General features: G+C 59.9%; 21 protein-coding genes. 8 read left to right on the forward strand and 13 right to left on the reverse strand.

The window, feature by feature from the left end:
- Window positions 1–25 precede the first annotated feature (25 nt).
- Together tssB and tssA are read right to left on the reverse strand one after the other, a co-directional pair.
- The gene (gene tssB / locus DXT77_RS05030; RefSeq protein WP_003229587.1) at window positions 26–529 is read right to left on the reverse strand and encodes a type VI secretion system contractile sheath small subunit; all 504 of its coding nucleotides are present in this window, start codon (window positions 527–529) and stop codon (window positions 26–28) included.
- 32 nt (window positions 530–561) lie between these two features.
- Entirely contained in the window at window positions 562–2,124 is a 1,563-nt protein-coding gene (gene tssA / locus DXT77_RS05035; protein ID WP_119426836.1) for a type VI secretion system protein TssA, read from the reverse strand.
- A gap of 717 nt (window positions 2,125–2,841) precedes the next feature.
- Between tssA and tssI the strand changes: the two genes are divergently transcribed.
- From tssI to DXT77_RS05050, 3 genes are all read left to right on the forward strand, one after another.
- On the forward strand, window positions 2,842–6,201 hold the full coding sequence (gene tssI / locus DXT77_RS05040; protein ID WP_119426837.1) for a type VI secretion system tip protein TssI/VgrG: 3,360 nt from the start codon (window positions 2,842–2,844) through the stop codon (window positions 6,199–6,201).
- Window positions 6,194–6,862, forward strand: a complete 669-nt coding sequence (locus tag DXT77_RS05045; protein WP_119426838.1) for a DUF2931 family protein — start codon at window positions 6,194–6,196, stop codon at window positions 6,860–6,862. The genes tssI and DXT77_RS05045 overlap by 8 nt, the downstream gene beginning before the upstream one ends.
- A gap of 168 nt (window positions 6,863–7,030) precedes the next feature.
- Complete coding sequence (locus DXT77_RS05050) at window positions 7,031–7,702, forward strand: DUF2931 family protein (protein ID WP_119426839.1); 672 nt, start codon at window positions 7,031–7,033, stop codon at window positions 7,700–7,702.
- 43 nt (window positions 7,703–7,745) lie between these two features.
- Here the strand turns inward: DXT77_RS05050 and DXT77_RS05055 are convergent, their stop codons facing one another.
- From DXT77_RS05055 to DXT77_RS05075, 5 genes are all read right to left on the reverse strand, one after another.
- Window positions 7,746–9,053 carry a type II toxin-antitoxin system HipA family toxin gene (locus tag DXT77_RS05055; RefSeq protein ID WP_119426912.1) on the reverse strand — a complete coding sequence of 436 codons (1,308 nt, stop codon included), beginning with the start codon at window positions 9,051–9,053 and terminating at the stop codon, window positions 7,746–7,748.
- Window positions 9,053–9,427 carry a helix-turn-helix transcriptional regulator gene (locus DXT77_RS05060; RefSeq protein WP_114886394.1) on the reverse strand — a complete coding sequence of 125 codons (375 nt, stop codon included), beginning with the start codon at window positions 9,425–9,427 and terminating at the stop codon, window positions 9,053–9,055. The genes DXT77_RS05055 and DXT77_RS05060 overlap by 1 nt, the downstream gene beginning before the upstream one ends.
- 406 nt (window positions 9,428–9,833) lie before the next feature.
- The gene (locus DXT77_RS05065; protein WP_003213368.1) at window positions 9,834–10,109 is read right to left on the reverse strand and encodes an HU family DNA-binding protein; all 276 of its coding nucleotides are present in this window, start codon (window positions 10,107–10,109) and stop codon (window positions 9,834–9,836) included.
- A gap of 192 nt (window positions 10,110–10,301) precedes the next feature.
- Window positions 10,302–11,450, reverse strand: a complete 1,149-nt coding sequence (locus DXT77_RS05070) for an NAD(P)/FAD-dependent oxidoreductase (protein ID WP_119426840.1) — start codon at window positions 11,448–11,450, stop codon at window positions 10,302–10,304.
- A gap of 21 nt (window positions 11,451–11,471) precedes the next feature.
- The gene (locus DXT77_RS05075; protein ID WP_007954349.1) at window positions 11,472–11,639 is read right to left on the reverse strand and encodes a rubredoxin; all 168 of its coding nucleotides are present in this window, start codon (window positions 11,637–11,639) and stop codon (window positions 11,472–11,474) included.
- Between the two features lie 199 nt (window positions 11,640–11,838).
- On the opposite strand from DXT77_RS05075, the gene DXT77_RS05080 reads away from it, so the two are divergent.
- Window positions 11,839–12,390: a chorismate lyase gene (locus DXT77_RS05080; protein WP_119426841.1), complete on the forward strand. Its 552-nt coding sequence runs from the start codon at window positions 11,839–11,841 to the stop codon at window positions 12,388–12,390.
- A complete protein-coding gene (ubiA, locus tag DXT77_RS05085) occupies window positions 12,390–13,280 on the forward strand; it encodes a 4-hydroxybenzoate octaprenyltransferase (RefSeq protein WP_119426842.1) in 891 nt (296 codons plus the stop codon). The genes DXT77_RS05080 and ubiA overlap by 1 nt, the downstream gene beginning before the upstream one ends.
- A 63-nt stretch (window positions 13,281–13,343) precedes the next feature.
- Here the strand turns inward: ubiA and DXT77_RS05090 are convergent, their stop codons facing one another.
- Complete coding sequence (locus DXT77_RS05090) at window positions 13,344–13,727, reverse strand: hypothetical protein (protein ID WP_119426843.1); 384 nt, start codon at window positions 13,725–13,727, stop codon at window positions 13,344–13,346.
- Window positions 13,728–13,878: 151 nt separating this feature from the next.
- Between DXT77_RS05090 and phoB the strand changes: the two genes are divergently transcribed.
- From phoB to DXT77_RS05105, 3 genes are all read left to right on the forward strand, one after another.
- Window positions 13,879–14,568, forward strand: a complete 690-nt coding sequence (gene phoB, locus DXT77_RS05095; protein ID WP_003229608.1) for a phosphate regulon transcriptional regulator PhoB — start codon at window positions 13,879–13,881, stop codon at window positions 14,566–14,568.
- A gap of 74 nt (window positions 14,569–14,642) precedes the next feature.
- Window positions 14,643–15,929, forward strand: a complete 1,287-nt coding sequence (gene phoR, locus DXT77_RS05100; protein WP_240789170.1) for a phosphate regulon sensor histidine kinase PhoR — start codon at window positions 14,643–14,645, stop codon at window positions 15,927–15,929.
- A 111-nt stretch (window positions 15,930–16,040) separates the two neighbouring features.
- Window positions 16,041–17,381: a hemolysin family protein gene (locus tag DXT77_RS05105; protein WP_007954342.1), complete on the forward strand. Its 1,341-nt coding sequence runs from the start codon at window positions 16,041–16,043 to the stop codon at window positions 17,379–17,381.
- A gap of 6 nt (window positions 17,382–17,387) precedes the next feature.
- On the opposite strand, the gene DXT77_RS05110 is transcribed toward DXT77_RS05105, so the two are convergent.
- The 5 genes from DXT77_RS05110 to pstA all read right to left on the reverse strand — a co-directional run bounded on the left by DXT77_RS05110 (window position 17,388) and on the right by pstA (window position 23,039).
- The gene (locus tag DXT77_RS05110; protein WP_119426844.1) at window positions 17,388–18,284 is read right to left on the reverse strand and encodes a M23 family metallopeptidase; all 897 of its coding nucleotides are present in this window, start codon (window positions 18,282–18,284) and stop codon (window positions 17,388–17,390) included.
- 207 nt (window positions 18,285–18,491) lie between these two features.
- Window positions 18,492–19,448: a response regulator gene (locus tag DXT77_RS05115; protein ID WP_114886407.1), complete on the reverse strand. Its 957-nt coding sequence runs from the start codon at window positions 19,446–19,448 to the stop codon at window positions 18,492–18,494.
- A gap of 177 nt (window positions 19,449–19,625) precedes the next feature.
- Window positions 19,626–20,387, reverse strand: coding sequence for a phosphate signaling complex protein PhoU (phoU, locus tag DXT77_RS05120; RefSeq protein WP_007954334.1), 762 nt, complete (start codon window positions 20,385–20,387; stop codon window positions 19,626–19,628).
- Window positions 20,388–20,452: 65 nt separating this feature from the next.
- The gene (gene pstB, locus DXT77_RS05125; RefSeq protein ID WP_065258233.1) at window positions 20,453–21,286 is read right to left on the reverse strand and encodes a phosphate ABC transporter ATP-binding protein PstB; all 834 of its coding nucleotides are present in this window, start codon (window positions 21,284–21,286) and stop codon (window positions 20,453–20,455) included.
- A gap of 82 nt (window positions 21,287–21,368) precedes the next feature.
- On the reverse strand, window positions 21,369–23,039 hold the full coding sequence (pstA, locus tag DXT77_RS05130) for a phosphate ABC transporter permease PstA (protein WP_119426845.1): 1,671 nt from the start codon (window positions 23,037–23,039) through the stop codon (window positions 21,369–21,371).
- Window positions 23,040–23,048: the final 9 nt, after the last annotated feature.

A 23,048-nucleotide genomic window follows, 5' to 3' on the forward strand; every position in this document is an offset into this window, starting at 1 on the left:
GTTGGCTTCCTTGGCTGCTGTGGGCTCAGGCGTCCGGGGCTGCGGCGTTCAGGCCCAGCTCACCGAGTACGCGACCGCGGGATTCGTCGTCGGCGAGCACGCCTTCGATGGCTTTACGGAACGCAGGTGCGTTACCCAGCGGGCCTTTGAGGGCCACCAGCGCATCGCGCAGTTCCATCAGTTTTTTCAGCTCAGGCACTTGCTCGACCAGGCTGGCCGGGTTGAAGTCCTTCATGGAGTTGACGCGCAGTTGCACGGCCAGCTCGTCGGCCTCGCCATCTTCCTGCAGACGGTTCGGCACGCTCAGCGTCAGACCCAGCTCTTGCTTGGCCAGCACTTCGTCGAAGGTCATCTTGTCGATGCTGATCGGCTTGCGATCCTCGATCTTGCGATCGTCCTTGCGGTGGGTGTAGTCACCGATTGCCAGCAGCTTCAGCGGCAGTTCAATCTCTTCCTGAGCACCGCCGGTGGCGGGTTTGAAGGTGACGTTGATGCGTTCCTTGGGGGCTACCGAGCCTTCTTTGGCCATGGCTTTTCTCCTTGCGGTTGTGGCCCTGGGGCCTATTCGAGTACCACTTCGAGGTCGAGGTGGCACAGCCTGCGATAAATCTCTTCCTTGCGTTCACGTACGGCATGGTTCTGCGGCAGCAACTCGCAGCAACTGTGCAGCAGGTGCAGCACTTCCAATGCAAGATCGGGCTCCCAGGCGTGCAGGCCTGAGTCCTGTAATGTCTGATCGAGGGTTTCGAGCTGGTTCTTGGCGAGTTCGTATTTCTTGGCCAGGAAACACAGCCGCGCGAGAGCGAACTGCCAGAAGAAGCGTTCGCGGCCGCCGTGCGCCGATTGCAGACCCTGTTTGAGGATCTGTACCGCCGGCTTGAGGCCTTCCTTGCGCAGGATCGGCTGGACTTCTTCCAGGGCCTTTTCCCAGGCCGGCTGGGTTTCGACGTTCTCGGTTTCGACCTTGCGCGGCGCGCTGGCGCTTTGCAGGTGCGGCATGACGTTGCCGGCGATCCACGCCCGGGTGGACGGATCGGCGAACGGCGCGCCGTCATGGAAACGCAGCTCGATGATGCCGGGCAGGCGCTGAATCAAAAGCGCGAAGTGGATTTCCACTTCGCGCATGGCCAGCTCGGCGTTGAGGTTCTGAAGACACTCCCAGACCATCCTCTGGCCATCGAACCAGAACGGCGCCTTTGCCAGGCTCGCCTCCAGCTCCACCAGCAGGTCGGCGTATTTGCCCTGATCGAAACGGTCCTGATACTGCTTGAGCTTGTCGACCGGCAAGCCGCGCAGCACGGTGATCTGCTCGGCATTGCGCTCGGGCACCGCGTCGATGGTCATCCACAGCAAGGTGCGGTTGAGGCGCAGGGCACGCAGGTCTGTTGCCTTCTGCTTGAGCCACCAGGCGCACAACGGACGGGCGCTTTCCTGCTGGGCGCGCAGGGCCTTGTGGGCTTCTTTTTCGTTGTCGATGGGTGCGCCCGGCGCCAGCAACTGGCTGGCAGCCTGCTTGACCTGAGCCACCGCCGCGCCCACCACGCCGGGAGCCGGCTGGTTGTCGGCGGCGCGCTGGATCATGGTTTTCAGGCGGCGGGAGAGCGGCAGCAACAGCGGCGCGTCATCGCCCAGATGTTCGGTGCAGGCCGCGTCCAGGCCGGACAGGTGCTCGGACAACTGCCGGAACATCGGCAGCTGTTCCTTGATCGCGATGTTCTCGGTGATCACCTGCTCCAGACGCGGCACCAGCCAGCCGATGGCGGCGGCCCGGGTGCGGGGCTTGAGCGGGTGAACGTCGGCCCAGTTATTTTCCGACAAGTGGTGCAGCAAACCGAGGCCGGCGAGGAGCCCGGGGAAGGATTCACGCTGGTACAGCGACCAGGTCAGCCAGGCGCCGACCCGCAGATCCTTGGATTGGGTGCGCAGCAGGTTTTCGCTGTTTTCGCGGATTTTCAGCCAGTCGACCTGCCCGCTTTCGTGCATCGACGAGGCTTTGGCCAGCTCGCTTTCCAGCGCCTCGAATTCGCTCGAGAAACGAACGTCTTCGCCCGCAAAATTCTCTTTGGAAACAGAGACTTTAGCGAGTTCGAGGTAATGGGCGGAAAGTTTGCTTGAGTAGGACATCCATGGCCTTTATTTGGATTACGGTCGTACGCCTATTGGAGTTGCAGCGGCGCGGGGACAGTATCGAAGAGCATTGGGGAAACTCATCCAATTGAGTGTGTGCTCTTTCAAGTGCGCGCATCGTAATCACTATGATGGCCACTAGCAAGCATCCGATTAAACAACAAGACGAACTGTTCATTGGGGTGTGTAGGAGATCGCCCTATATGTCGCAGGGGTTTCCCTGATATCGGTTTATATTTCACATTTTCGGCCTGCTGCCCCGTAAGCATTGATCTAGAGCGCCCGGTGAAAGCCATCAACAATGATGGCACGGCCGTTCCATAAATACGGATGAAAGCATGACAAAAACGGAAAAAATTTGAAGTAGGACGCTTCCGAAAATACACGCTCATCTATTAACAAATGACTGGCGACAACTGCAAACAATAAAAGTGCCATCAAATTGATGGCAATTCATATGTTGAATATTGTTGGAATACCTGCACAGACAGGACTATCGCAGGGTCTCCTTATCGCCTTGAATCACTTTCCGACAGGCATTTCCCACCATCCTGGCGCTGTTTTACAACGCGGAATGTTCCGACTTAAACCAAGGACTCTTCTTACATAAATTTGTTTCACGCCTTGTTAGCGTGCCGGGCAATGTTCGCGTGCGCTGACCAGGGAGGGTTTCGACATCACGCCAGATTTCCCTCTCTGCTTAAGGACAAGCGTATGTCTGGAGCTGTCAGTTCTGCGCGCTTTACGCTGCAGATTCCCGCCGTTCGCAACGACTTCAAGGTGCTGGCTTTCGAGGGTTCCGAGGCCGTCAGCACGCTTTATGCCATCAAGGTAAAACTCGTCTGCGAGGTTCATGATTTCGACATGGAACCTTTGCTTGGTCAGCCGGCGTTCCTGCGCTTCGGACTGGATGGCGAAGGTATTCACGGGTGCATCGAGGACGTACAGGCCGGCGAGTCGGGAAAGCGCCTGTCGCACTATGGCCTGACACTGGTTCCAGTCCTCCACTATTTGCAGTTCAGTCGCGATCAACAGATTTTCCAGAACCAGACTGTCCCGCAAATCATCACCCAAGTGCTCAAACGTCACGGCATCCTTGCCGATGCGTTCAGGTTCCATGTCCAAACCTTGCCACCACGCGCGTACTGCACCCAGTACGGTGAAAGCGATTTCGAGTTCATCCAGCGCCTGTGCGCCGAAGACGGCATCACATGGCATCACCAGCACTCTGTGGAGAGGCATTTGCTGGTGTTCACCGATGACACGGTGTTCCTGCCGACATTGCACGCAACAACCTACCGGCAAGACAGCGCGATGGTGGCGGAGCACCCGGTGGTCCACCGGTTTTCCTGGCACGCCCGAACACGTACCAGCCGCGTCACCCGTCGGGACTACGACCTGAAGCGCCCGCACCTGTTGCTTGAAAGCCGCTTTGTCGCCGATTTCACACCCGGACTTGAGGACTATCGCTATCCGCTGGCGATGGAGAACGAAAAGCGCGGCAAACAACTTGCCCGTCAGGCCCTGGAACGTCATCGCGCCGATTATGAAACGGCCGAGGGTCAGAGCAACCAGCCAACCCTGCGCTGTAGCCACCTGTTCGAACTGACCGAACATCCCCGCAAGCAATGCAACGGACTGTGGCAATTACTTGAGGTCACTCACACCGGGCGACAACCTCAAGTTCTGGAGGAACACGCTACACACGAAACCGCTTCTGCAGACGGTTTTACCCAGGGATATCGCAACAGCTTCCGCGCCATACCTGCCGAAGTGGTTTTCCGCCCGCCTCTCTCTGCGCGCCGTCCTCCGTTGGTGAGCCAGACGGCTCGGGTAACCGGGCCAAAAGGTGAAGAGATCTACTGCGATGAGTTCGGTCGCGTGAAGATCGAATTCCACTGGGACCGGGCCGAGCTGAACAGCGAGCGCAGCAGTTGCTGGGTACGAGTGTCGTCGAACTGGGCCGGAAACGGTTTTGGCGCAATGACCCTTCCCCGCGTGGGAATGGAAGTCGTGGTGACCTTTCTGGAGGGCGACCCCGATCAACCACTGATTACCGGTTGCGTGATCAACAAACTCACGCCCGCGCCTTACAGATTGCCCGAGCACAAGACCCGCACCGTGCTGCGCAGTCGCAGCTCGCCCGACACCGGCGGCTACAACGAACTGACGCTAGAGGACCGTGCCGGCCAGGAACTGGTTTACCTGCGCGCCCAACGCGACATGGAGCTGCAGATCCTCCATGACAGTCGACTGGAGGTCGGACGCGATCGACGGGAAAGCATCCAGGGCAGCAGCCAGACATCTGTCGGCAAGGTCATTGCCGTCGAGGCGGGACAGCACGTGCAGATCAAGGCCGGTGCCAATGTGGTGCTGGATGCGGGCGCCAGCATCACGCTGAAAGCGGGCGGTCATCACATCGTGATCGACGAGGGCGGGATCTTCAGCAGTACCGAGATTGTCATGGGCGGCGAGGTATCCAGGGATGAATCTGCCAAGCGTTTTGCGTCGCAGGCCACGGGTAATCCGGCAGCGAGACAGACGAACGCCTCGCAACCCTCCCCAGAGGAAAGCGAGCTCGAAGAAGAGGAAGAAGAAGTCGAGCTGGAGGATGAAACGCCTGCCGGGATTACGTTGAGGATTGGCGTGTTTTTCGATGGAACGGGGAACAACAAGGCCAACAGCGAAACGGTCGCGGCTTGCTATGCGCCAGATGCCAATCTGGCGGAGGCAGCCGAAGAGATCCAGAAGCACTGCGCCGCCCATGGGTACGACGGGAATGGCAACTCGCCGGATAACAGTTATGGCAATGATGTGAGCAATATCGTGCGGTTGCATGAGCTGTATACGGACCATGCGTTCGAGGTACTGCCGGAGAAAACGAAACAGGCTTCCTTGCGCGTATACATCGAAGGCATTGGTACGACAGCTGATGGAGGCGATTCACTTTACACCCAGGCAACCGGCCGAGGCGAAACGGGTGTCCTGGCTCGTGTGGAGCAGAGCCCGGAAAAAATAATGGAGCAAATTCGATCACTGATTGATAGCAACCCCAACGCGCTAATAGAAAAAATCGAGTTCGATATTTTCGGCTTCAGTCGAGGCGCCGCCGCTGCACGGCACTTCGCAAACGAAGTGCTCAAAGGCAAGCGCAGCATTCTTGCAAAGGCGCTGCCAGCGGGCTCTCCGTCTTTATCCAGTAGCTTTGACTGGGATCCACAATCCTGTATCGGCATCAATTTCATTGGTCTGTTTGATACCGTCGCGGCAATCACCAATCCATGGTTGCTCGACTTCACAGGCGCCAACAGCAGAAATCCCGGGCTGGACTTGAAGCTGCCGGAAGGTTGCGCCAGCAAAGTGGTGCACCTGGTGGCTCGTGATGAATATCGCGAGAACTTTGCCCTTAACAGCCTGGGTGAGATTGATCTGGTATTACCCGGCGCCCACTCGGATCTGGGAGGTGGTTATCTGCCCAGAGCCAGGGAGAAACTTCTGTTGAGCAGTCCGGTCACCAGCACCATCAGCCGAAGCCACGAAGCGACCCGTAGCGCAGCCTATGTCGCTGCCGAAAAGGAGGCGTTTGCCTGGTATACGAAAGGCGTCATCGAAGATGACGCTCCAGGCAATCAACTGCGGGTTGCACTCTGGGAGACCCCTGTAATTCAACGATTGGAAAGGGGCCGATCCACACCGGATCCCCAGAAGCGGGTTTATGCTGCGGCCATGATTGAACGCCCGGTACACGGTGAGTTGTCGCTGGTGTATTTACGCATCATGCGTGAGCTGGGGGTCAGACATGGTGTGCCATTTGAAGCGATTGACAAAAACGATTCAAAACTTTCGCTGCCTGAGGAACTGATCCCGATCCACACCAAGCTTGAGGCTTATGCGCTTGGAAATTCATCCGTTGAGGGACTGACCATCAAAGAACGGGCTTTGTTACGCAGTCGCTATATCCACCTTTCTGCGCACTGGAACGCAGCCAAAGATTTCAACAGCAGCGACATAAGCATTGTTTTCATAAACCGACCGACAAAAGACAAACAACGAGTGATACACCCCCATGAATAAATTCACTCGGTCCATCAAAAAAAACACGGGATTCGTCTTCGGATTGCTGTTGGTGCTTTGCAGTCAAAGCCACGCACAACCAATCCCCAAACGGCCCTGGTACCTCGGCTTCGGAGCACCTGCCTACATGGAGGTCTGGATTGAAACGGCAGACGTGGTGGATATACGTGAACGTGTGTTCAAACGCGCCGGCGCCGGGATTGTCTCGGTAAACACCCCAGCCGACAACAAGGGCAAGCCTGCGGGCTGGCCAGAAAGCCCCGGTAGCGGCTCGGGGCGTCACGTCACCGGAGCCGATCTCCCCCGTTTGATCTATGTGCGTTGGCAATCCTTGGCAGAGCCTCAAACCTATGAGGCCTACATTGTGATTCCCGAATCTGCGCGGGAAATCATGCACAAACCGGAAAAGGCGTACTGCAGACTGGATGGTAAATGGATCACGGATTACCGCGACCGCGTAACTATTGGCTTGGCGCCCGGGGGAATTGCCAAGGTGTGGCTGAGGGGGCCGTGCTTGAAGCCAGTAGAAATTACCCGAGTCGAAGGAACTATCAATCCCAAAGGTCCCTATGACGGTAAATCCGGAGGTAAACATCGACCTCTCAAAGACGCATCCAAAACCTACATCGAAAAATACGGCATCCCCTTCGGGAGCTGGTAAGGCATCACATCCCCTTCAGTCAGTGGTGCGACCGTTCATTGTCGTTACGCAGTCGCTATATCCATCTTTCTGCGCACTGGAACGCAGCCAAAGATTTCAACAACAGCGACTGGAGCGTTGTTTTTATCAACCGCCCAACAAAGAACAAACAACGAGTGGTGCACCCCCATGAATAAATTCACTCGGCCCGTCAAAAAACACACGGGGTTCGTCTTCGGATTGCTGTTGGTGCTTTGCACTCAAAGTCATGCACAACCGATCACCAAACGGCCTTGGTATCTCGGCTTCGGAGCACCCGCCTACATGGAGGTATGGATTGAAACGGCCGACGTGGTGGATATCCGTGAACGTGTGTTCAAACGCGCCGGTGCCGGGATTGCCTCGGTAAACACCCCCGCCGAAAACAAAGGCAAGCCCGCAGGCTGGCCTGACAGCCCCGGCAGCGGCGCCGGACGTGACGTCACCGGTGCCGATCTTCCCCGCTTGATCTATGTGCGATGGCAATCACTGGCTGAGCCTCAAACTTATGAGGTCTACATTGTTATTCCCGAGGCCGCGCGGGAAATCATGCGCAAACCGGAAAAGGCTTTTTGCAGACTGGATGGCAAATGGATCACAGACTACCGCGACCGCATAGGTATTGGCTTGGCTCCCGGCGGCATTGCCAAGGTCTGGCTGGGGGCGCCTTGTCTCATGTCTGTCGAGATTGCTCGGGTTGAAGGGAGCATCGTCAAGCAGGGGCCGTATCAAGGGAAAAATGGAGGACGCTACGCGCTACCTCTTTCTCCGGAGTCCAAAGCCTATATCGAAATGTTCGGGATTCCATATGGCTCTTGGTAAATCCGATGACCAGATTAAAGATTGGTACTTCGTTTCTACCTGATCAGACAAGCGCCTCACCGAGATAGAGACGATGCGTCTTCTCGATCTCATCGATCAATCGCGGCGCAACGCCTACCGATCCCGCGATCTCGCGCCAGCGCTTAACCGCCGCGCAAACCTCCTTGATGATGGCCGGCGCGTCGATGCCCCGGATCTGTCCGGCCACCGCCTCCAGGTCCGCGAGTTCGAAGTTGTCGCGCTTGCCGTTGATCGTCATCTGGTGGGTAGCCACCCAAAAGCTGCCGGGCTGGTACGACCAGGAAACGTCATAAGCCGGGGAAAGAGACCAGGTGCCTGTCCGATCCATCAGGAAGCTGGTGTTCTTGGTGTGGTCATCCTGATTGCGGCCCACCACGTTGAAAACCATGCGGCGGAAGTACTCTACGGCGTCACGGCGCGGCAAACCAAGAACCCGCATGACCCCGAACGCCTCCTCGTAGGAGTAGCCGCCCGGCTGTTTGTAGTCGGCATGATCCATGGCACACAGAGTGGCCATGTGGATCTTTTCTCCATCATCGGTACGATCAAAGCGTTTGGTCAGAAAGTGCGCGCGGCCACCCTCTTCCAGCAATTCACACGGGCTCATGGTGATGCCGGCAGCTTTGGCCATGAGCGAATAGGCGTACTCAACGCGGCCGAAGCCTTGCGAGTCGGCCAGAACGTCAGTGTTCTTCGCAACGTCGAACTTCAGCAGCCAGTAGGAAAACCCTTTGGGCGCCTTGACTTGCCCCGAGCGGATCTCGCCAGCCGCATTCATCGCGATAACCGCTTTGGCCCGGGCACCGCCAGCGCTGGTACCGACCTGGATCAAACGTTTCAGTGCCTCGTCATCGACTTCGGTGTCGTGATGGGCGAGGCGATCGGCCAGACTTTCCCGTTGCGAGAGCACTTCGCTGGCGAGCTCTACCAGCGCATCAATCTGAATACGTTCACTGGCATTTACTGAACCGCTGAGAGCGGGCCGGTATTCGAGTCCGCCCATTCCGCGCGAGCCCTGATACAGAACCCTTTCAACCGGGGTGAACGTCGCTTTGTCTCGGCCCTCCTTGGCGAGCCAGGCATCGATCAGTGCGTTACCGAAATCATCCGGCAAGGAGTCCGCCAGGATGGCCGGAAGGCCTTTGTAGGTTTCCCGGTTCAGGCCGGGAAAGGCGTATGTCTGATTGGCGGCCAATGGCATATGGATGGGCGAGATTTCGATACCGGTCTTGACGAATTCAGGATCGTATTCGAACAAACCCAGCTGGGTGCCCTCATCCCAGAGCAGCCCCCCGACAAACCGCTCGAAGAGATAGACCTTTGCCGTAATCACCAATCAACCTCCTTTTTGACTTCGCTGCCGGACACCGGCTCGCCTGCGCTCCCCGCCGAGGCCTTGCCCACCGCCCGCGTGCCGGTTGCCCGCATACGCCGGGTTCCGGCCATCTTGATCACTTGCAACGGGCTCGGTCGAACGGGCTCCACGAGCGAGGCTGCTCTTTCCAGCTCGCCGATGACACGCAGGACGGCCAGCAGATTCACCAGGGTGCCTTTGCCATGGAGAAGATTGATCAAGGTCTGGCGGCTGATGCCGGCTTCCCTGGCGACATGCTCCTGGCTGAGATTTTTCTTCAGGCGCAATTCCTGGAGCCGGGCACCAATGGCACTGGCAATCGCATCGTCGGTCATGGCTTGAAGGCGCATAGTGTCTGAATTCCTGGAGCGAATGTGCAAATCACGAAGTGTGTGTATTCAATACTAGACATTGCAGAAGGATCGATCTGCATGACAGCCAACGCCAACCCTGCGTACGTGAATCTGGTCACTAACTGATGAAACGTACCTTATGTCTCGATTCAAAGGCATTGGGTTTAAGCAATATCTACGATACATGCAACATCATCAACGCCTAGATAGCTAGACAATAAAAAGGATAATGGCTGATAACGTATGCATATCAAGACAAAAATAGCTCGATCGATACATGTATGAAGGCAAGAAGAGAACCTGCGGCCTCGGGATTCTCCGGACACAAAAAATGGGCACCCGACCGCAATCGGTGTGCCCATTTTTTTTACGGTTTTCCCCGCTATTCAGGGATGCGCCGCAATTATGGATTGACGCTGTCTTTCAACGACTTGCCCGGCTTGAACGCAACAGTGTTGCTGGCCTTGATTTTGACGGGCTCACCGGTTTGCGGGTTTTTGCCGGTGCGGGCACCGCGATGGCGTTGCAGGAAGGTGCCGAAGCCGACGAGCGTGACGCTGTCCTTGCGGTGCAGGGCGCCGGTGATTTCTTCGAGGACGGCATTGAGAACGCGGTTGGCCTGCTCTTTGGTCAGATCCGCTTTTTCAGCGATTGCAGCGGCGAGTTCTGGTTTACGCATTAGTGAAGCCCCTTTGAGTCGGTTTTTTGTTGTTATGTCCGTGCTGCTCTCGTTGGAACAGCGCCCAAGGCGCCGCAGGCTCTACTCTGCGGCAGACGGGAGTGAGAATGGCACGCGGATAAGGGCGGCGCCAGTCTCCCCGCGACCTTTGTGGGGGCAAAAGCGGGGTGATTCCGACAGAACGACCGGTATTTACGCCAGCAAGGCCGGAAGCTGTTTGTTCAGCGCGAGTTTTTCCATCACCGCCGCGCCGGTCAGGGCGTAACCGAGCAATTGCCCTTGCGCGTCGTGACACAGCGCCTTGACGTCGGCGCCCTGCCCTTCGACAGTCCAGACGCCTTCGCGGCCCCGTGGCGGCGGCGAAACCACCAGCGGGCAGACCGGGGTTTTCACGGTGATCGGCATCGGTCCGTAGTTCACCACGGTCGGGTTGCCGACCAGGGTCTGTGCCAGCGCTCGCGCACAACTCATGAGGGGCATGACGTACAGAAGATTCAGCCCGTCGACCTCGGCGCAGTCGCCCAAGGCGTAAATATTGGCGTGAGAGGTTTGCAGATGACGGTCGACCACCACTCCGCGGTTGGTCTGGATGCCGGCAGCCGCTGCCAGATCGATACGCGGGCGCAGGCCAATGGCCGACACCACCACATCGCACGGGATGACCTGACCGTCGGACAGGTGGGCTTCCAGTCCATCGGCGACTTTCTGCAAACGGGTCAGCACCGGACCGAGGTGGAAACGCGCGCCCAGGCTTTCCAGCCCGGCCTGCACCGCTGCGGCAGCGGACGGGTGCAACAGGGTCGGCATCACCTGCTCGCACGGCGCAACCAGTTGCACTTCGTAGCCGCCGAGGATCAGATCGTTGGCGAACTCACAGCCGATCAGACCGGCACCGAGCAGCAACACCCGACGCTTGCCTGCCGCCGCGGCGCGAAAACGTGCGTAGTCTTCGAGATCGTTGATCGGGAACACCAAATCCCCTCCATCGCCTTCGATCGGCACACGCACGGTTTCGGCGCCCCAGGCGAGGATCAGGTCGCGATAGCTCACCGCTTCCTCGCCGATCCACAGCCGCTTGTGGCCCGGATCGATGCCGCTGATGCGGGTGTGGGTGCGGATCTCGGCCTTCAACTGCTCGGCCATGGCGCCCGGTTCGGCCATGCTCAGGCCGTCGGCGTCCTTGTTCTTGCCGAAACCGGTGGAGAGCATCGGCTTGGAGTAGGAACGACCGTCATCGGCAGTAATCAGCAGCAGCGGGGTTTCGCCATCGAGTTTGCGAAACTCGCGGGCCAGGTTGTAACCCGCAAGCCCGGTGCCAACGATTACGACAGGTGCGCTCATGCCCTACTCCTCAGTGTTTTCTCAGTTGATTTCGATCATTTCGAAGTCCATCTTGCCGACGCCGCAGTCCGGGCACAGCCAGTCTTCCGGCACGTCCTGCCACAGGGTGCCCGGCGCAATGCCGTCATCCGGCCAGCCGTCGGCTTCGTTATAGATCAGGCCGCAGACCACACATTGCCACTTTTTCATTCAGGTACTTCCTCAGGATTCAGGCTTTAGCCGGCGCGGACGGTCGATGGTGCAGCGCTGCCATCCGGCTCAGGGCGTTTTGTACTGATGGTACCGGCCAGATGCAAGCCTGTTCGGCGCAATGGCGGCCCGGATCAATCAAATTCGCGGTGCGCCATGGTAAGCTCGCCGCCTCATTTGCTGCCAATAATGACTCATTGTGCAACTCAAAAACGCCCCGCTGTGGCGCCCGCAAAGCCACCTGACACCCCTCCCCGACACGTCCACGCTCGACTGGCTGTTCGACGAAGGCTCCCTGACCCGCCGCCTGACCCGCCTGTCCGATGACGGCTTCAGCGTCACGCCGCTGTTCGAAGGCTGGCAGACCCTGCGCGACGACGAATGCGCGGCGCTGGAACTGGCCGAAGGCAGTGAAGGCTGGGTGCGCGAGGTGTATCTGCGCGGTCATGGCGAGGCCTGGGTTTTCGCTCGCAGCGTGGCGTCGCGCAGTGCCTTGCAGGGCGACGGGTTGCATATGGATGAGTTGGGCAGCCGCTCGCTGGGCGAACTGCTGTTCTGCGATCACGCGTTCCAGCGCCGTGCCATCGAAGTCTGCCATTACCCGGAACATTGGCTGCCCGAGGATTCTCGGGCCAACGGTCTGTGGGGCCGCCGTTCGCGTTTCGACCGTGGTGCATTGAGCGTACTGGTGGCGGAGATTTTCCTGCCTACGCTGTGGGAAGCCGTCCGCGCCCGTCCGGAGAACTGCTGATGTATCAAAGCCTGCTCAAATCCCTGAATCGCCTGAACCCGCGCGCCTGGGACTTCATCCAGTTGACCCGCATGGACAAGCCGATCGGCATTTACCTGCTGCTGTGGCCGACGCTCTGGGCGCTGTGGATTGCCGGCAAAGGTTCGCCGTCGCTGGCCAACGTCGTGATTTTCGTCCTCGGCGTGGTGCTGACCCGTGCCGGCGGCTGCGTCATCAATGACTGGGCCGACCGCAAGGTCGACGGCCATGTGAAGCGCACCGCCGAACGCCCGCTGGCTGCCGGCCGGATCAGCTCGAAAGAGGCGCTGGTGTTCTTCGCCCTGCTGATGGGCGTGAGTTTCCTGCTGGTGCTGTGCACCAATGCCGCGACGATCTGGCTGTCGCTGGGCGGTCTGGCGCTGGCGTTCACCTATCCGTTCATGAAGCGCTACACCTATTACCCGCAAGTGGTGCTGGGTGCGGCGTTTTCCTGGGGCATGCCGATGGCGTTCACCGCCGAAACCGGTGAGCTGCCAGCGACGGCCTGGCTGCTGTGGATCGCCAACCTGCTGTGGACGGTGGGCTACGACACCTATTACGCGATGACCGACCGCGACGATGACTTGAAGATCGGGGTGAAATCGACGGCGATCCTGTTCGGCGAGGCGGACCGGGTGATCATCCTGACCTTGCAGGCGCTGTCACTGGGCTGCCTGTTGCTGGCCGGATCAAAGTTCGAGTTGGGGATGTGGTTCCACCTCGGCCTGCTGGCGGCGGCCGGGTGCTATGCCTGGGAGTTCTGGTACACCCGTGACCGGGACCGGATGCGCTGCTTCAAGGCGTTCCTGCACAACCACTGGGCCGGTTTGGCGATCTTCGTCGGGATCGTGCTGGATTACGCGTTGCGCTGACCTCAAGGCATCGCGGCCCGAGGCAATGCCTGCGGGCCGCGATGCTGTTTCACTGCCGATGGCTTACTTGTGCTCGTGAACCACGTGCCACGCGTCCATCTTGCCGTCACCCATCATGTCACCCGGCTTGGCGTCCATCTTGAAGGTATACAGCGGCTTGCCGTCGTAGGCGTACTGCATCTTGCCGTCATCGCGCTTGATCACCGTCCACTTGCCTTCCGCCTTCGCACCGGCCGGCGCCATCATCGGAGGCCAGTTTTCGGCGCACTTGTCATTGCACATCGACTTGCCGCCAGCGTCCTTGTCGAACGTATAAACGGTCATGCCTTTGTGATCGACCATCATGCCGTCTTTCATCATCGCCGGCTCGGCCGCCATCGCAAGGCCGGGCAGGGTCACGGCAGCAGCCATCAGCAGAGCTTTAAAGGAAGCAGTCATTTGAGTCATGGAAACCTTCTTTTGTGGTTGTCAGGATTCGGACTTAGAGCTTAGTTCAGGATTTGCACAATCGCCGCTGGACTAAAATACTGTCACACGACTGCAATAATTCCGTTATCTAATGCGGCGCAAGACAGTTAAATGACAAGAGGATTAAGGCATGGTTGGCAGGAGCATTCTGATCGTCGACGACGAAGCGCCCATTCGCGAAATGATCGCCGTTGCGTTGGAAATGGCCGGCTATGACTGCCTCGAGGCAGAGAACTCGCAGCAGGCGCACGCCATTATCGTCGACCGCAAGCCGGACCTGATCCTGCTCGACTGGATGCTGCCCGGCACCTCCGGCATCGAGCTGGCCCGCCGCCTCAAGCGTGACGAGCTGACCGGGGACATCCCGATCATCATGCTCACCGCCAAAGGCGAGGAGGACAACAAGATCCAGGGCCTGGAAGTCGGCGCCGACGACTACATCACCAAACCGTTTTCCCCACGCGAACTGGTGGCACGCCTGAAGGCTGTGCTGCGCCGCGCCGGCCCGACCGATGGCGAAGCGCCGATCGAAGTCGGCGGCCTGCTGCTTGACCCGATCAGCCACCGCGTGACCATCGATGGCCGTCCAGCCGAAATGGGCCCGACCGAATACCGTCTGCTGCAATTCTTCATGACCCACCAGGAGCGCGCCTACACCCGTGGCCAGTTGCTGGACCAGGTCTGGGGTGGCAACGTCTATGTTGAAGAGCGCACCGTCGACGTGCACATCCGGCGCCTGCGCAAGGCCCTCGGCGACGCCTACGAAAATCTGGTACAAACCGTGCGTGGCACCGGCTATCGGTTCTCCACCAAGGCCTGAGCCGACCGCCAGACTCGCTGACAAGGACCGTATTTCCCGTGAATCAAAACTGGCATGGCACCCTGATTCGCCACATGCTGTTGCTGGTCACCGGCTGCCTGGTGATCGGCCTGATCACCGGCTATTACGGCTGGAGCCTCGCGGCGGGACTGGGCCTGTACCTGGCCTGGACGCTCAAGCAACTGCTGCGCCTGCACGAATGGCTGCGCCTGCACCAACCCGATGAAGCACCGCCCGACGGCTACGGTCTGTGGGGTGAAGTGTTCGACAGCATCTACCACCTGCAACGCCGCGACCAACGGGTACGCGGACGCCTGCAAGCGGTGATCGACCGCGTTCAGGAGTCCACCGCCGCGCTGAAAGATGCGGTGATCATGCTCGACAGCGACGGCAACCTGGAATGGTGGAACCGCGCCGCCGAAACCCTGCTCGGCCTCAAGACCCCGCAAGACAGCGGCCAGCCAGTGACCAACCTGGTCCGCCATCCGCGCTTCAAGGAATACTTCGAGCAGGAAAACTACGCCGAGCCGCTGGAAATCCCCTCGCCGACCAACGACCGCGTGCGCATCCAGATGTACCTCACGCGCTATGGCAACAACGAACACTTGATGCTGGTGCGCGACGTCACGCGCATCCATCAGCTGGAACAGATGCGCAAGGACTTCATCGCCAACGTATCCCATGAGCTGCGCACCCCGCTGACGGTGATCTGCGGCTACCTGGAAACCCTGCTCGACAACGTCGAGGAAGTGAATCCGCGCTGGAGCCGCGCCCTGCAGCAGATGCAACAGCAAGGCGGACGCATGCAGACCCTGCTCAACGACTTGCTGCTGCTGGCCAAACTGGAAGCCACCGATTACCCGTCGGACAACCAGCCCGTGCACATCGACACCCTGTTGCAGTCGATCAAGAGCGATGCACAGCAGCTGTCGGGGTCGAAAAATCAGAAAATCACCCTGGAAGCCGACGCCAGCATCCTGCTCAAGGGCAGCGAGGCGGAACTGCGCAGTGCGTTTTCCAACCTGGTGTTCAACGCCGTCAAATACACCCCGGCCGAAGGCAACATCCGCATCCGCTGGTGGGGCGACGATCAGGGCGCACACCTGAGCGTGCAGGATTCCGGGATCGGCATCGACAGCAAACACCTGCCGCGCCTGACCGAACGCTTCTACCGCGTCGATTCCAGCCGCAACTCCAACACCGGCGGTACGGGCCTGGGCCTGGCCATCGTCAAACACGTGTTGCTGCGCCATCGCGCGCGGATGGAGATCAGCAGCGTGCCCGGCCACGGCAGCACGTTCACCTGCCATTTCGCCCCGGCGCAGGTCGCCCAGGCACGGCTCATCAGCGCCGCCGAGTAATGCCGGACTAGGCAATCGCCAGGTCAGCCGCTACATTGGCAGACTTGCGCCTGCCTTTCAGGCGCGATTTCTTCTCTCTTACGAATCACACGGAACCCGCAAAACTCCATCATGGACCCTTCCCCTGGCTTGTCCCTCGCAACAATATTCGCCGATTTCGGCATGATTCTTTTCGCTCTGATCCTGGTTTTGCTCAACGGCTTCTTCGTTGCGGCGGAATTCGCCATGGTCAAACTGCGCTCGACCCGGGTCGAAGCCATCGCTGAACAACACGGCTGGCGCGGGCACATCCTGCGCACCGTACACAGTCAGCTCGATGCGTACCTCTCGGCGTGCCAGCTCGGTATCACCCTCGCCTCCCTCGGCCTGGGCTGGGTCGGTGAGCCGGCGTTCGCGCACATTCTCGAACCGCTGCTGAGCGCGGTCGGCGTGCAGTCGGCGGAAGTGGTCAAAGGCATCTCGTTCTTCACCGCGTTCTTCATCATTTCCTACCTGCACATCGTGGTCGGCGAGCTGGCACCCAAGTCCTGGGCGATCCGCAAACCCGAGCTGCTGTCGCTGTGGACGGCGGTGCCGCTGTACCTGTTCTACTGGGCCATGTACCCGGCGATCTACCTGCTCAACGCCAGCGCCAACACCATCCTGCGCATTGCTGGCCAGGGTGAGCCCGGCCCGCATCACGAGCACCATTACAGCCGTGAAGAACTGAAACTGATCCTGCACTCCAGCCGTGGCCAGGACCCGAGCGACCAAGGCATGCGCGTGCTGGCCTCGGCGGTGGAAATGGGCGAACTGGAAGTGGTCGACTGGGCCAACTCCCGGGAAGACCTGATCACCCTCGAATTCAACGCCCCGCTGAAAGAAATCCTGGCGATGTTCCGTCGCCACAAGTTCAGCCGTTATCCGGTGTACGACAGCGAACGCAAGGAATTCGTCGGCCTGCTGCACATCAAGGACCTGCTGCTGGAACTGGCGGCGCTGGACCACATTCCCGAGTCGTTCAACCTTGCCGAACTGACCCGCCCGCTGGAGCGCGTGTCGCGGCACATGCCGCTGTCGCAGTTGCTTGAGCAGTTCCGCAAGGGCGGCTCGCACTTCGCCGTGGTTGAAGAAGCCGACGGCAACATCATCGGCTACCTGACCATGGAAGACGTGCTGGAAGTGCTGGTCGGCGACATCCAGGACGAACACCGCAAGGCCGAGCGCGGCATCCTCGCCTACCAGCCGGGCAAACTGCTGGTGCGGGGCGATACGCCGCTGTTCAAGGTCGAGCGCCTGCTGGGTATCGACCTGGACCACATCGAAGCCGAAACCCTCGCCGGGCTGATCTACGAAACCCTGAAACGGGTGCCGGAAGAGGAAGAAGTGCTGGAAGTCGAAGGGCTGCGCATCATCATCAAGAAGATGAAAGGCCCGAAAATCATTCTGGCCAAGGTGCTGATGCTCGACTGACGGGGATTACCGCTTGCCCAACGCAAAGTTGGGCAATGCGCCCAGCGGCTGGTTGAACTGATACGGAATCGACACCAGTCCCCCTCCGGTATTGCGCTGCACCACGAAGTGCAGGTGCGGGCCGCTGCTGTTGCCGGTGTTCCCGGACAACGCCAGCGGACTGCCTACCGCCACACGCTGCCCCTCCCGCACACTCACCGACCCTTGCTTGAGATGCAGGTACACACCCATCGTGCCGTCGTCGTGCAGCACCCGCACGAAATTGCCGGAAGGATCGGTGCCGCGCCCGTTCTGCGAGTTCTCGGTCTTCACCACCACCCCGGCCCGCGCCGCAATGATCGGCGTACCGACCGGCATGGCGATGTCCATCGCGTATTTGTTCTTCGGCCCGTAGTGGCTGTAGTCGCCGTTGGCGCCCTGACTCAGGCGGAAGGGACCGCCCCGCCACGGAAACGGATAGCGATAGCTCTGGGCGGCGCCAGCGGGGTCGCCGAGGGAGTACTGGAACTGCGGCGTATACACCAACGGTTTGCCGCCGGACACCGCCGTCAGCAACGCCAGCCGCGTATTGCTGCGCGCCGGCAGCACCCGGCGGATCGTTTCCGTTGGCGCGCCACGCACGTTACTCATCCCGGTGAACGCCAGTGCGACCTCCACCGGTGCATACAGGTCGTTGCGCACGAACACCACGTCGGTGCCCTTCTGCTTCTTGATGTCGAGATAGACCTGGCGTTCGAGGCGCTCGACCATCCGGTCCTGAAACACGAACACCTGGGAGCCTTTGCTCGGACGGTCGCTGTACGAAACCACTCCGTTGGCATCGGTGGATTTGTAGATCGTCATGGCCACGGTCGAGGTGGAGGCCATGAACAGACCACAGAAAAACAGCAGGCGCAGGGGCATGGGCAAAAGTTCTGTCGAGTAAGGCCTGGGAATGAGCCTAGCAGCTGAAGCAGACCAGGCTAGTCGACAGATGTTTCAAATTGGGCAACGCGAAAGATGGGTGGTGCTTTTGATGGCCCCATCGCCAGCAGGCTGGCTCCCACAGATTCGGTGTTATCCCTGTGGGAGCCAGCCTGCTGGCGATGGCGGACCGTCAGGCGACGAAGATCAAGCGCCCGGAACGAAGTGCTTCTGCGCCGTGCCGCGGGCGATCAGGCGGGAGATGTAGTCGAGCTTCTGCGCGTCCTGGTCGACGAAGCGGAAGGTCAGTTGCAGCCAGTCGCTGTCAGGTTTCGGCTCGTGGGCGACCACGGCGTGCAGGTAACCGTTGAGGCGGGCGATTTCGGCGTTGTCGCCCTGCTCCAGATCGAGCACGGCGCTGTCGAGGATCTGCGGCAGGGTGTCGGTGCGCTTCACTACCAGCAGCGCTTCCTTGATGCTCAGGGCCTTGATCACGCATTGCTGGGTACCGCTCGGCAAACGCAACTGGCCCTGGCCACGGCCGCTGGCCGGAGCAGCAGAGGCTGCCGGGGCTTTCACGGGCGGGCTGTTGAGCAGGCCACGCTGTGGCGCGGCGGCAGGTGCCGGGGCGGCAGCGGCAGGCTTGGCAAAAGGGTTGGCCGCAGGCGCAGCCGGGGCGGAGCCGACCACTGCGGCCTTGCCGCCGGTCAGTGCGCTCAGGGAGTCGTTGCCGAATGCCGAGTTCATCTTGGTCGGGGCGCTGTTCATCAGGGCATCGAGCTTGCCGATCTTGTTCAAGGCCTGCTTGACCTTGGTCAGCAACTGTTCGTTGGTGAACGGTTTGCTGACGTAGCCGGAAACGCCGGCCTGAATCGCCTGCACCACGTTTTCCTTGTCGCCACGGCTGGTGACCATGATGAACGGCATGGTCTTGAGGTTGTCCTGCTCACGGCACCAGGTCAGCAGTTCGAGACCGGACATTTCCGGCATTTCCCAGTCGCACAGCACCAGGTCGAAAGCTTCCTTGGCCAGCATGGCCTGGGCTTTTTTACCGTTGACGGCGTCCTCGGTGCGGATCCCCGGGAAGTAATTACGCAGGCACTTTTTCACCAGGTCACGAATGAACGATGCATCGTCCACGACCAACACACTGATCTTGCTCATCCAACACCCCTATTAAAATCCCGGCAAGCATAACGCTGGCTGATGGCACATTGCCAAAACTCTTCAGTCACGCCGGGACTTTTCGTTCACGGGTGCTGCTTTTTAATTCGGTTCTGCCTATGAAAAGCAGAAACAAAAACGCCCGGCCAAAGGGCCGGGCGCTTTTCTCAGGCAATCTTACTTATCGTCAGCATCGCCCGGAACATTAGCGGTTTCGCCGCTTGTCCCTTCAACTTCTTCCTTCATGCGCTTGAGGCCCATGTGGCGCACGTCGGTGCCGCGCACCAGGTAGATCACCAGCTCCGAGATGTTGCGAGCGTGGTCGCCGATCCGCTCCAGCGAACGCAGCACCCAGATGATGCTCAAGACCCGCGAGATAGAGCGTGGGTCTTCCATCATGTAGGTCGCCAGCTCGCGCAGGGCGGTCTTGTATTCGCGGTCGATGATCTTGTCGTACTGCGCCACCGACAGCGCCAGATCGGCGTCGAAACGGGCGAACGCGTCAAGCGCATCGCGGACCATGTTGCGCACCTGGTCGCCGATGTGACGCACTTCGACGTAACCGCGCGGCGCTTCACCTTCTTCGCACAGCTGGATCGCGCGGCGGGCGATCTTGGTCGCTTCGTCGCCGATGCGCTCCAGGTCGATCACCGACTTGGAGATGCTGATGATCAGACGCAGGTCGGACGCCGCCGGCTGACGACGGGCCAGAATGCGCAGGCATTCTTCGTCGATGTTGCGCTCCATCTGGTTGATCTGGTCGTCGATTTCGCGCACTTGCTGGGCCAGGCCCGAGTCGGCCTCGATCAGCGCGGTGACCGCGTCATTGACCTGCTTTTCGACCAGCCCGCCCATGGCCAGCAGGTGGCTGCGCACTTCTTCCAGTTCGGCGTTGAACTGCGCGGAAATGTGATGGGTAAGGCCTTCTTTACTAATCATGTTGGCGTCCTTGGAGCGTCCGGTAAGGTGCGAGCGTCAATTCAGTGAGCGACAACCAGCGTCTGCTAGCCGTAACGACCGGTGATGTAGTCTTCGGTCTGCTTCTTGGCCGGATTGGTGAACAGGGTATCGGTGTCGCCGAATTCCACCAGTTTGCCCATGTACATGAACGCCGTGTAGTCGGACACCCGCGCCGCCTGCTGCATGTTGTGGGTCACGATGACGATGGTGAACTTGGATTTGAGCTCGTAGATCAGCTCTTCGACTTTCAGGGTCGAGATCGGGTCGAGGGCCGAGCACGGTTCGTCGAGCAGCAGCACTTCCGGTTCCACGGCGATGGTACGGGCGATCACCAGACGCTGCTGCTGACCACCGGACAGGCCGAGTGCCGAGTCATGCAGGCGGTCTTTCACTTCGTCCCACAGGGCCGCGCCCTTCAGTGCCCACTCGACGGCTTCGTCGAGGATGCGCTTCTTGTTGATGCCCTGGATGCGCAGGCCGTAGACCACGTTTTCGTAGATGGTCTTCGGGAACGGGTTGGGCTTCTGGAACACCATGCCGACCCGGCGACGCAGCTCGGCCACGTCTTCGCCCTTGCGGTAGATGTTGTTGCCGTACAGGTTGATCGCGCCTTCGACGCGGCAGCCGTCCACCAGGTCGTTCATACGGTTGAAGGTACGCAGCAGCGTGGACTTGCCGCAGCCGGACGGGCCGATGAAGGCAGTCACGCGCTGTTTCGGGATGTTCATGCTGACGTCGTACAGCGCTTGTTTCTCGCCGTAGAACAGGCTCAGGCCCGGCACTTCGATGGCCACGGTTTCCTGTTCGAGGTTCAGGCTTTGCTTGTCGCGGCCCAAGGCAGACATGTTGATGCCGTGGGTATGTGTTTCGTGCTGCATGGGAGATCCCCTGTGCTAACAAATTCGGTTCGGTTGGCTGCCGGGAATAAGGCCGGCAGCCCTTCAATTCTTGTGACGGCGATCAGCTGTCCAGCGCCTTGTACTTCTCGCGCAGGTGGTTACGAATCCACACTGCCGACAGGTTGAGCACGGCAATCACCAGCACCAGCAGCAACGCGGTGGCGTACACCAGCGGTCGTGCGGCTTCAACGTTCGGGCTCTGGAAGCCGACGTCGTAGATGTGGAAGCCCAGGTGCATGATCTTCTGGTCCAGGTGCAGGTACGGGTAGTTGCCATCCACCGGCAGCGACGGCGCCAGTTTCACCACACCCACCAGCATCAGCGGCGCCACTTCACCGGCGGCACGAGCCACCGCTAGGATCATGCCGGTCATCATGGCCGGGCTGGCCATCGGCAGAACGATCTTCCACAGGGTTTCAGCCTTGGTCGCGCCGAGGGCCAGCGAGCCTTCACGCACGGTACGCGGGATACGCGCCAGACCTTCTTCGGTGGCCACGATCACCACCGGCACCGCCAGCAGCGCCAGGGTCAACGAAGCCCAGAGCAGACCCGGCGTACCGAAGGTCGGTGCCGGCAGCGCTTCCGGGAAGAACAGACGGTCGAGCGAGCCACCCAGCACGTAAACGAAGAAGCCCAGACCGAACACGCCGTAAACAATGGCCGGAACACCCGCCAGGTTGTTCACCGCGATCCGGATCACCCGGGTCAGGGTGTTCTGCCTGGCGTATTCACGCAGGTACACCGCCGCCAGCACGCCGAACGGGGTCACGATCATCGCCATGATCAGGGTCATCATCACGGTGCCGAAGATCGCCGGGAAAATCCCGCCTTCGGTGTTCGCTTCTCGCGGGTCGTCGGACAGGAACTCCCAGACCTTGCTGAAGTAGAAACCGACCTTGGTAAAGGTACCCATGGCGTTTGGCTGGTAGGCGTGAACCACTTTGCCCAGGCCGATTTCGATTTCCTTGCCGTTGGCATCGCGAGCGGTCAAGGCATCGCGGTTGAACTGCGCGTGCAGATCGGCCAGACGCGCTTCAACGTCCTGATAGCGGGCGTTCAGCTCGGCACGTTCGGCGTCCATGTCCGCTTGCGCAGTGGCGTCGAGCTTGCCTTCCAGTTCCAGTTTGCGACCGTGCAGACGGATCCGCTCGAGACCGGCGTTGATCGCACCGATGTCGGTTTTTTCCAGGGTCTTGAGTTGCGCGGCGAGGCCGTTCACACGGTTGATCCGCGCTTGCAGCTCGGGCCAGGCCGCTTCGCCTTCGGCGATCACCTTGCCGTCCTGTTTGACGTTGACCAGGTAGCCGTAGAAGTTGCCCCACTCACGACGTTCCAGCGCCATCAGCTCCGGCGGGTTCTTCTGGTCGGTCAGCCACTCGCCGACGATCCAGGTGAAGTCGTTGCCGTTCAGGTCGCGGTTGCCGACCTTGATCAGCTCGCGGGTCATGAATTCCGGGCCCTGGTCAGGCACCGGCAGACCGGCGCTCTTCAGGCGTGCGCGGGGCACTTCTTCCTTCTGCACCACCTCGCCGATGACCAGGTGATTGCCCTGGCCCGGGACGTTGTAGCTGGCGTGGATCAGGTCCGCCGGCCAGAAGTGACCCAGACCGCGCACGGCAATCACCGCCAGCAGGCCAATGGTCATGATGACCGCGATGGACACCGCGCCACCGCTGATCCAGACGCCCGGGGCGCCGCTCTTGAACCATCCATTCAGGGAGTTCTGTTTCACAGACTTCTA

Source organism: Pseudomonas sp. 91RF (genome assembly GCF_003576265.1).
Taxonomy (GTDB): domain Bacteria; phylum Pseudomonadota; class Gammaproteobacteria; order Pseudomonadales; family Pseudomonadaceae; genus Aquipseudomonas; species Aquipseudomonas kribbensis.

What these genes read in the sequence shown, in the direction of transcription:
- tssB (WP_003229587.1), bottom strand. Translation starts at nt 529, where the DNA reads ATGGCCAAAGAAGGCTCGGTAGCCCCCAAGGAACGCATCAACGTCACC.
- tssA (WP_119426836.1), bottom strand. Translation starts at nt 2,124, where the DNA reads ATGTCCTACTCAAGCAAACTTTCCGCCCATTACCTCGAACTCGCTAAA.
- tssI (WP_119426837.1), top strand. Translation starts at nt 2,842, where the DNA reads ATGTCTGGAGCTGTCAGTTCTGCGCGCTTTACGCTGCAGATTCCCGCC.
- DXT77_RS05045 (WP_119426838.1), top strand. Translation starts at nt 6,194, where the DNA reads ATGAATAAATTCACTCGGTCCATCAAAAAAAACACGGGATTCGTCTTC.
- DXT77_RS05050 (WP_119426839.1), top strand. Translation starts at nt 7,031, where the DNA reads ATGAATAAATTCACTCGGCCCGTCAAAAAACACACGGGGTTCGTCTTC.
- DXT77_RS05060 (WP_114886394.1), bottom strand. Translation starts at nt 9,427, where the DNA reads ATGCGCCTTCAAGCCATGACCGACGATGCGATTGCCAGTGCCATTGGT.
- DXT77_RS05065 (WP_003213368.1), bottom strand. Translation starts at nt 10,109, where the DNA reads ATGCGTAAACCAGAACTCGCCGCTGCAATCGCTGAAAAAGCGGATCTG.
- DXT77_RS05070 (WP_119426840.1), bottom strand. Translation starts at nt 11,450, where the DNA reads ATGAGCGCACCTGTCGTAATCGTTGGCACCGGGCTTGCGGGTTACAAC.
- DXT77_RS05075 (WP_007954349.1), bottom strand. Translation starts at nt 11,639, where the DNA reads ATGAAAAAGTGGCAATGTGTGGTCTGCGGCCTGATCTATAACGAAGCC.
- ubiA (WP_119426842.1), top strand. Translation starts at nt 12,390, where the DNA reads ATGTATCAAAGCCTGCTCAAATCCCTGAATCGCCTGAACCCGCGCGCC.
- DXT77_RS05090 (WP_119426843.1), bottom strand. Translation starts at nt 13,727, where the DNA reads ATGACTCAAATGACTGCTTCCTTTAAAGCTCTGCTGATGGCTGCTGCC.
- phoB (WP_003229608.1), top strand. Translation starts at nt 13,879, where the DNA reads ATGGTTGGCAGGAGCATTCTGATCGTCGACGACGAAGCGCCCATTCGC.
- phoR (WP_240789170.1), top strand. Translation starts at nt 14,643, where the DNA reads ATGCTGTTGCTGGTCACCGGCTGCCTGGTGATCGGCCTGATCACCGGC.
- DXT77_RS05105 (WP_007954342.1), top strand. Translation starts at nt 16,041, where the DNA reads ATGGACCCTTCCCCTGGCTTGTCCCTCGCAACAATATTCGCCGATTTC.
- DXT77_RS05110 (WP_119426844.1), bottom strand. Translation starts at nt 18,284, where the DNA reads ATGCCCCTGCGCCTGCTGTTTTTCTGTGGTCTGTTCATGGCCTCCACC.
- DXT77_RS05115 (WP_114886407.1), bottom strand. Translation starts at nt 19,448, where the DNA reads ATGAGCAAGATCAGTGTGTTGGTCGTGGACGATGCATCGTTCATTCGT.
- phoU (WP_007954334.1), bottom strand. Translation starts at nt 20,387, where the DNA reads ATGATTAGTAAAGAAGGCCTTACCCATCACATTTCCGCGCAGTTCAAC.
- pstB (WP_065258233.1), bottom strand. Translation starts at nt 21,286, where the DNA reads ATGCAGCACGAAACACATACCCACGGCATCAACATGTCTGCCTTGGGC.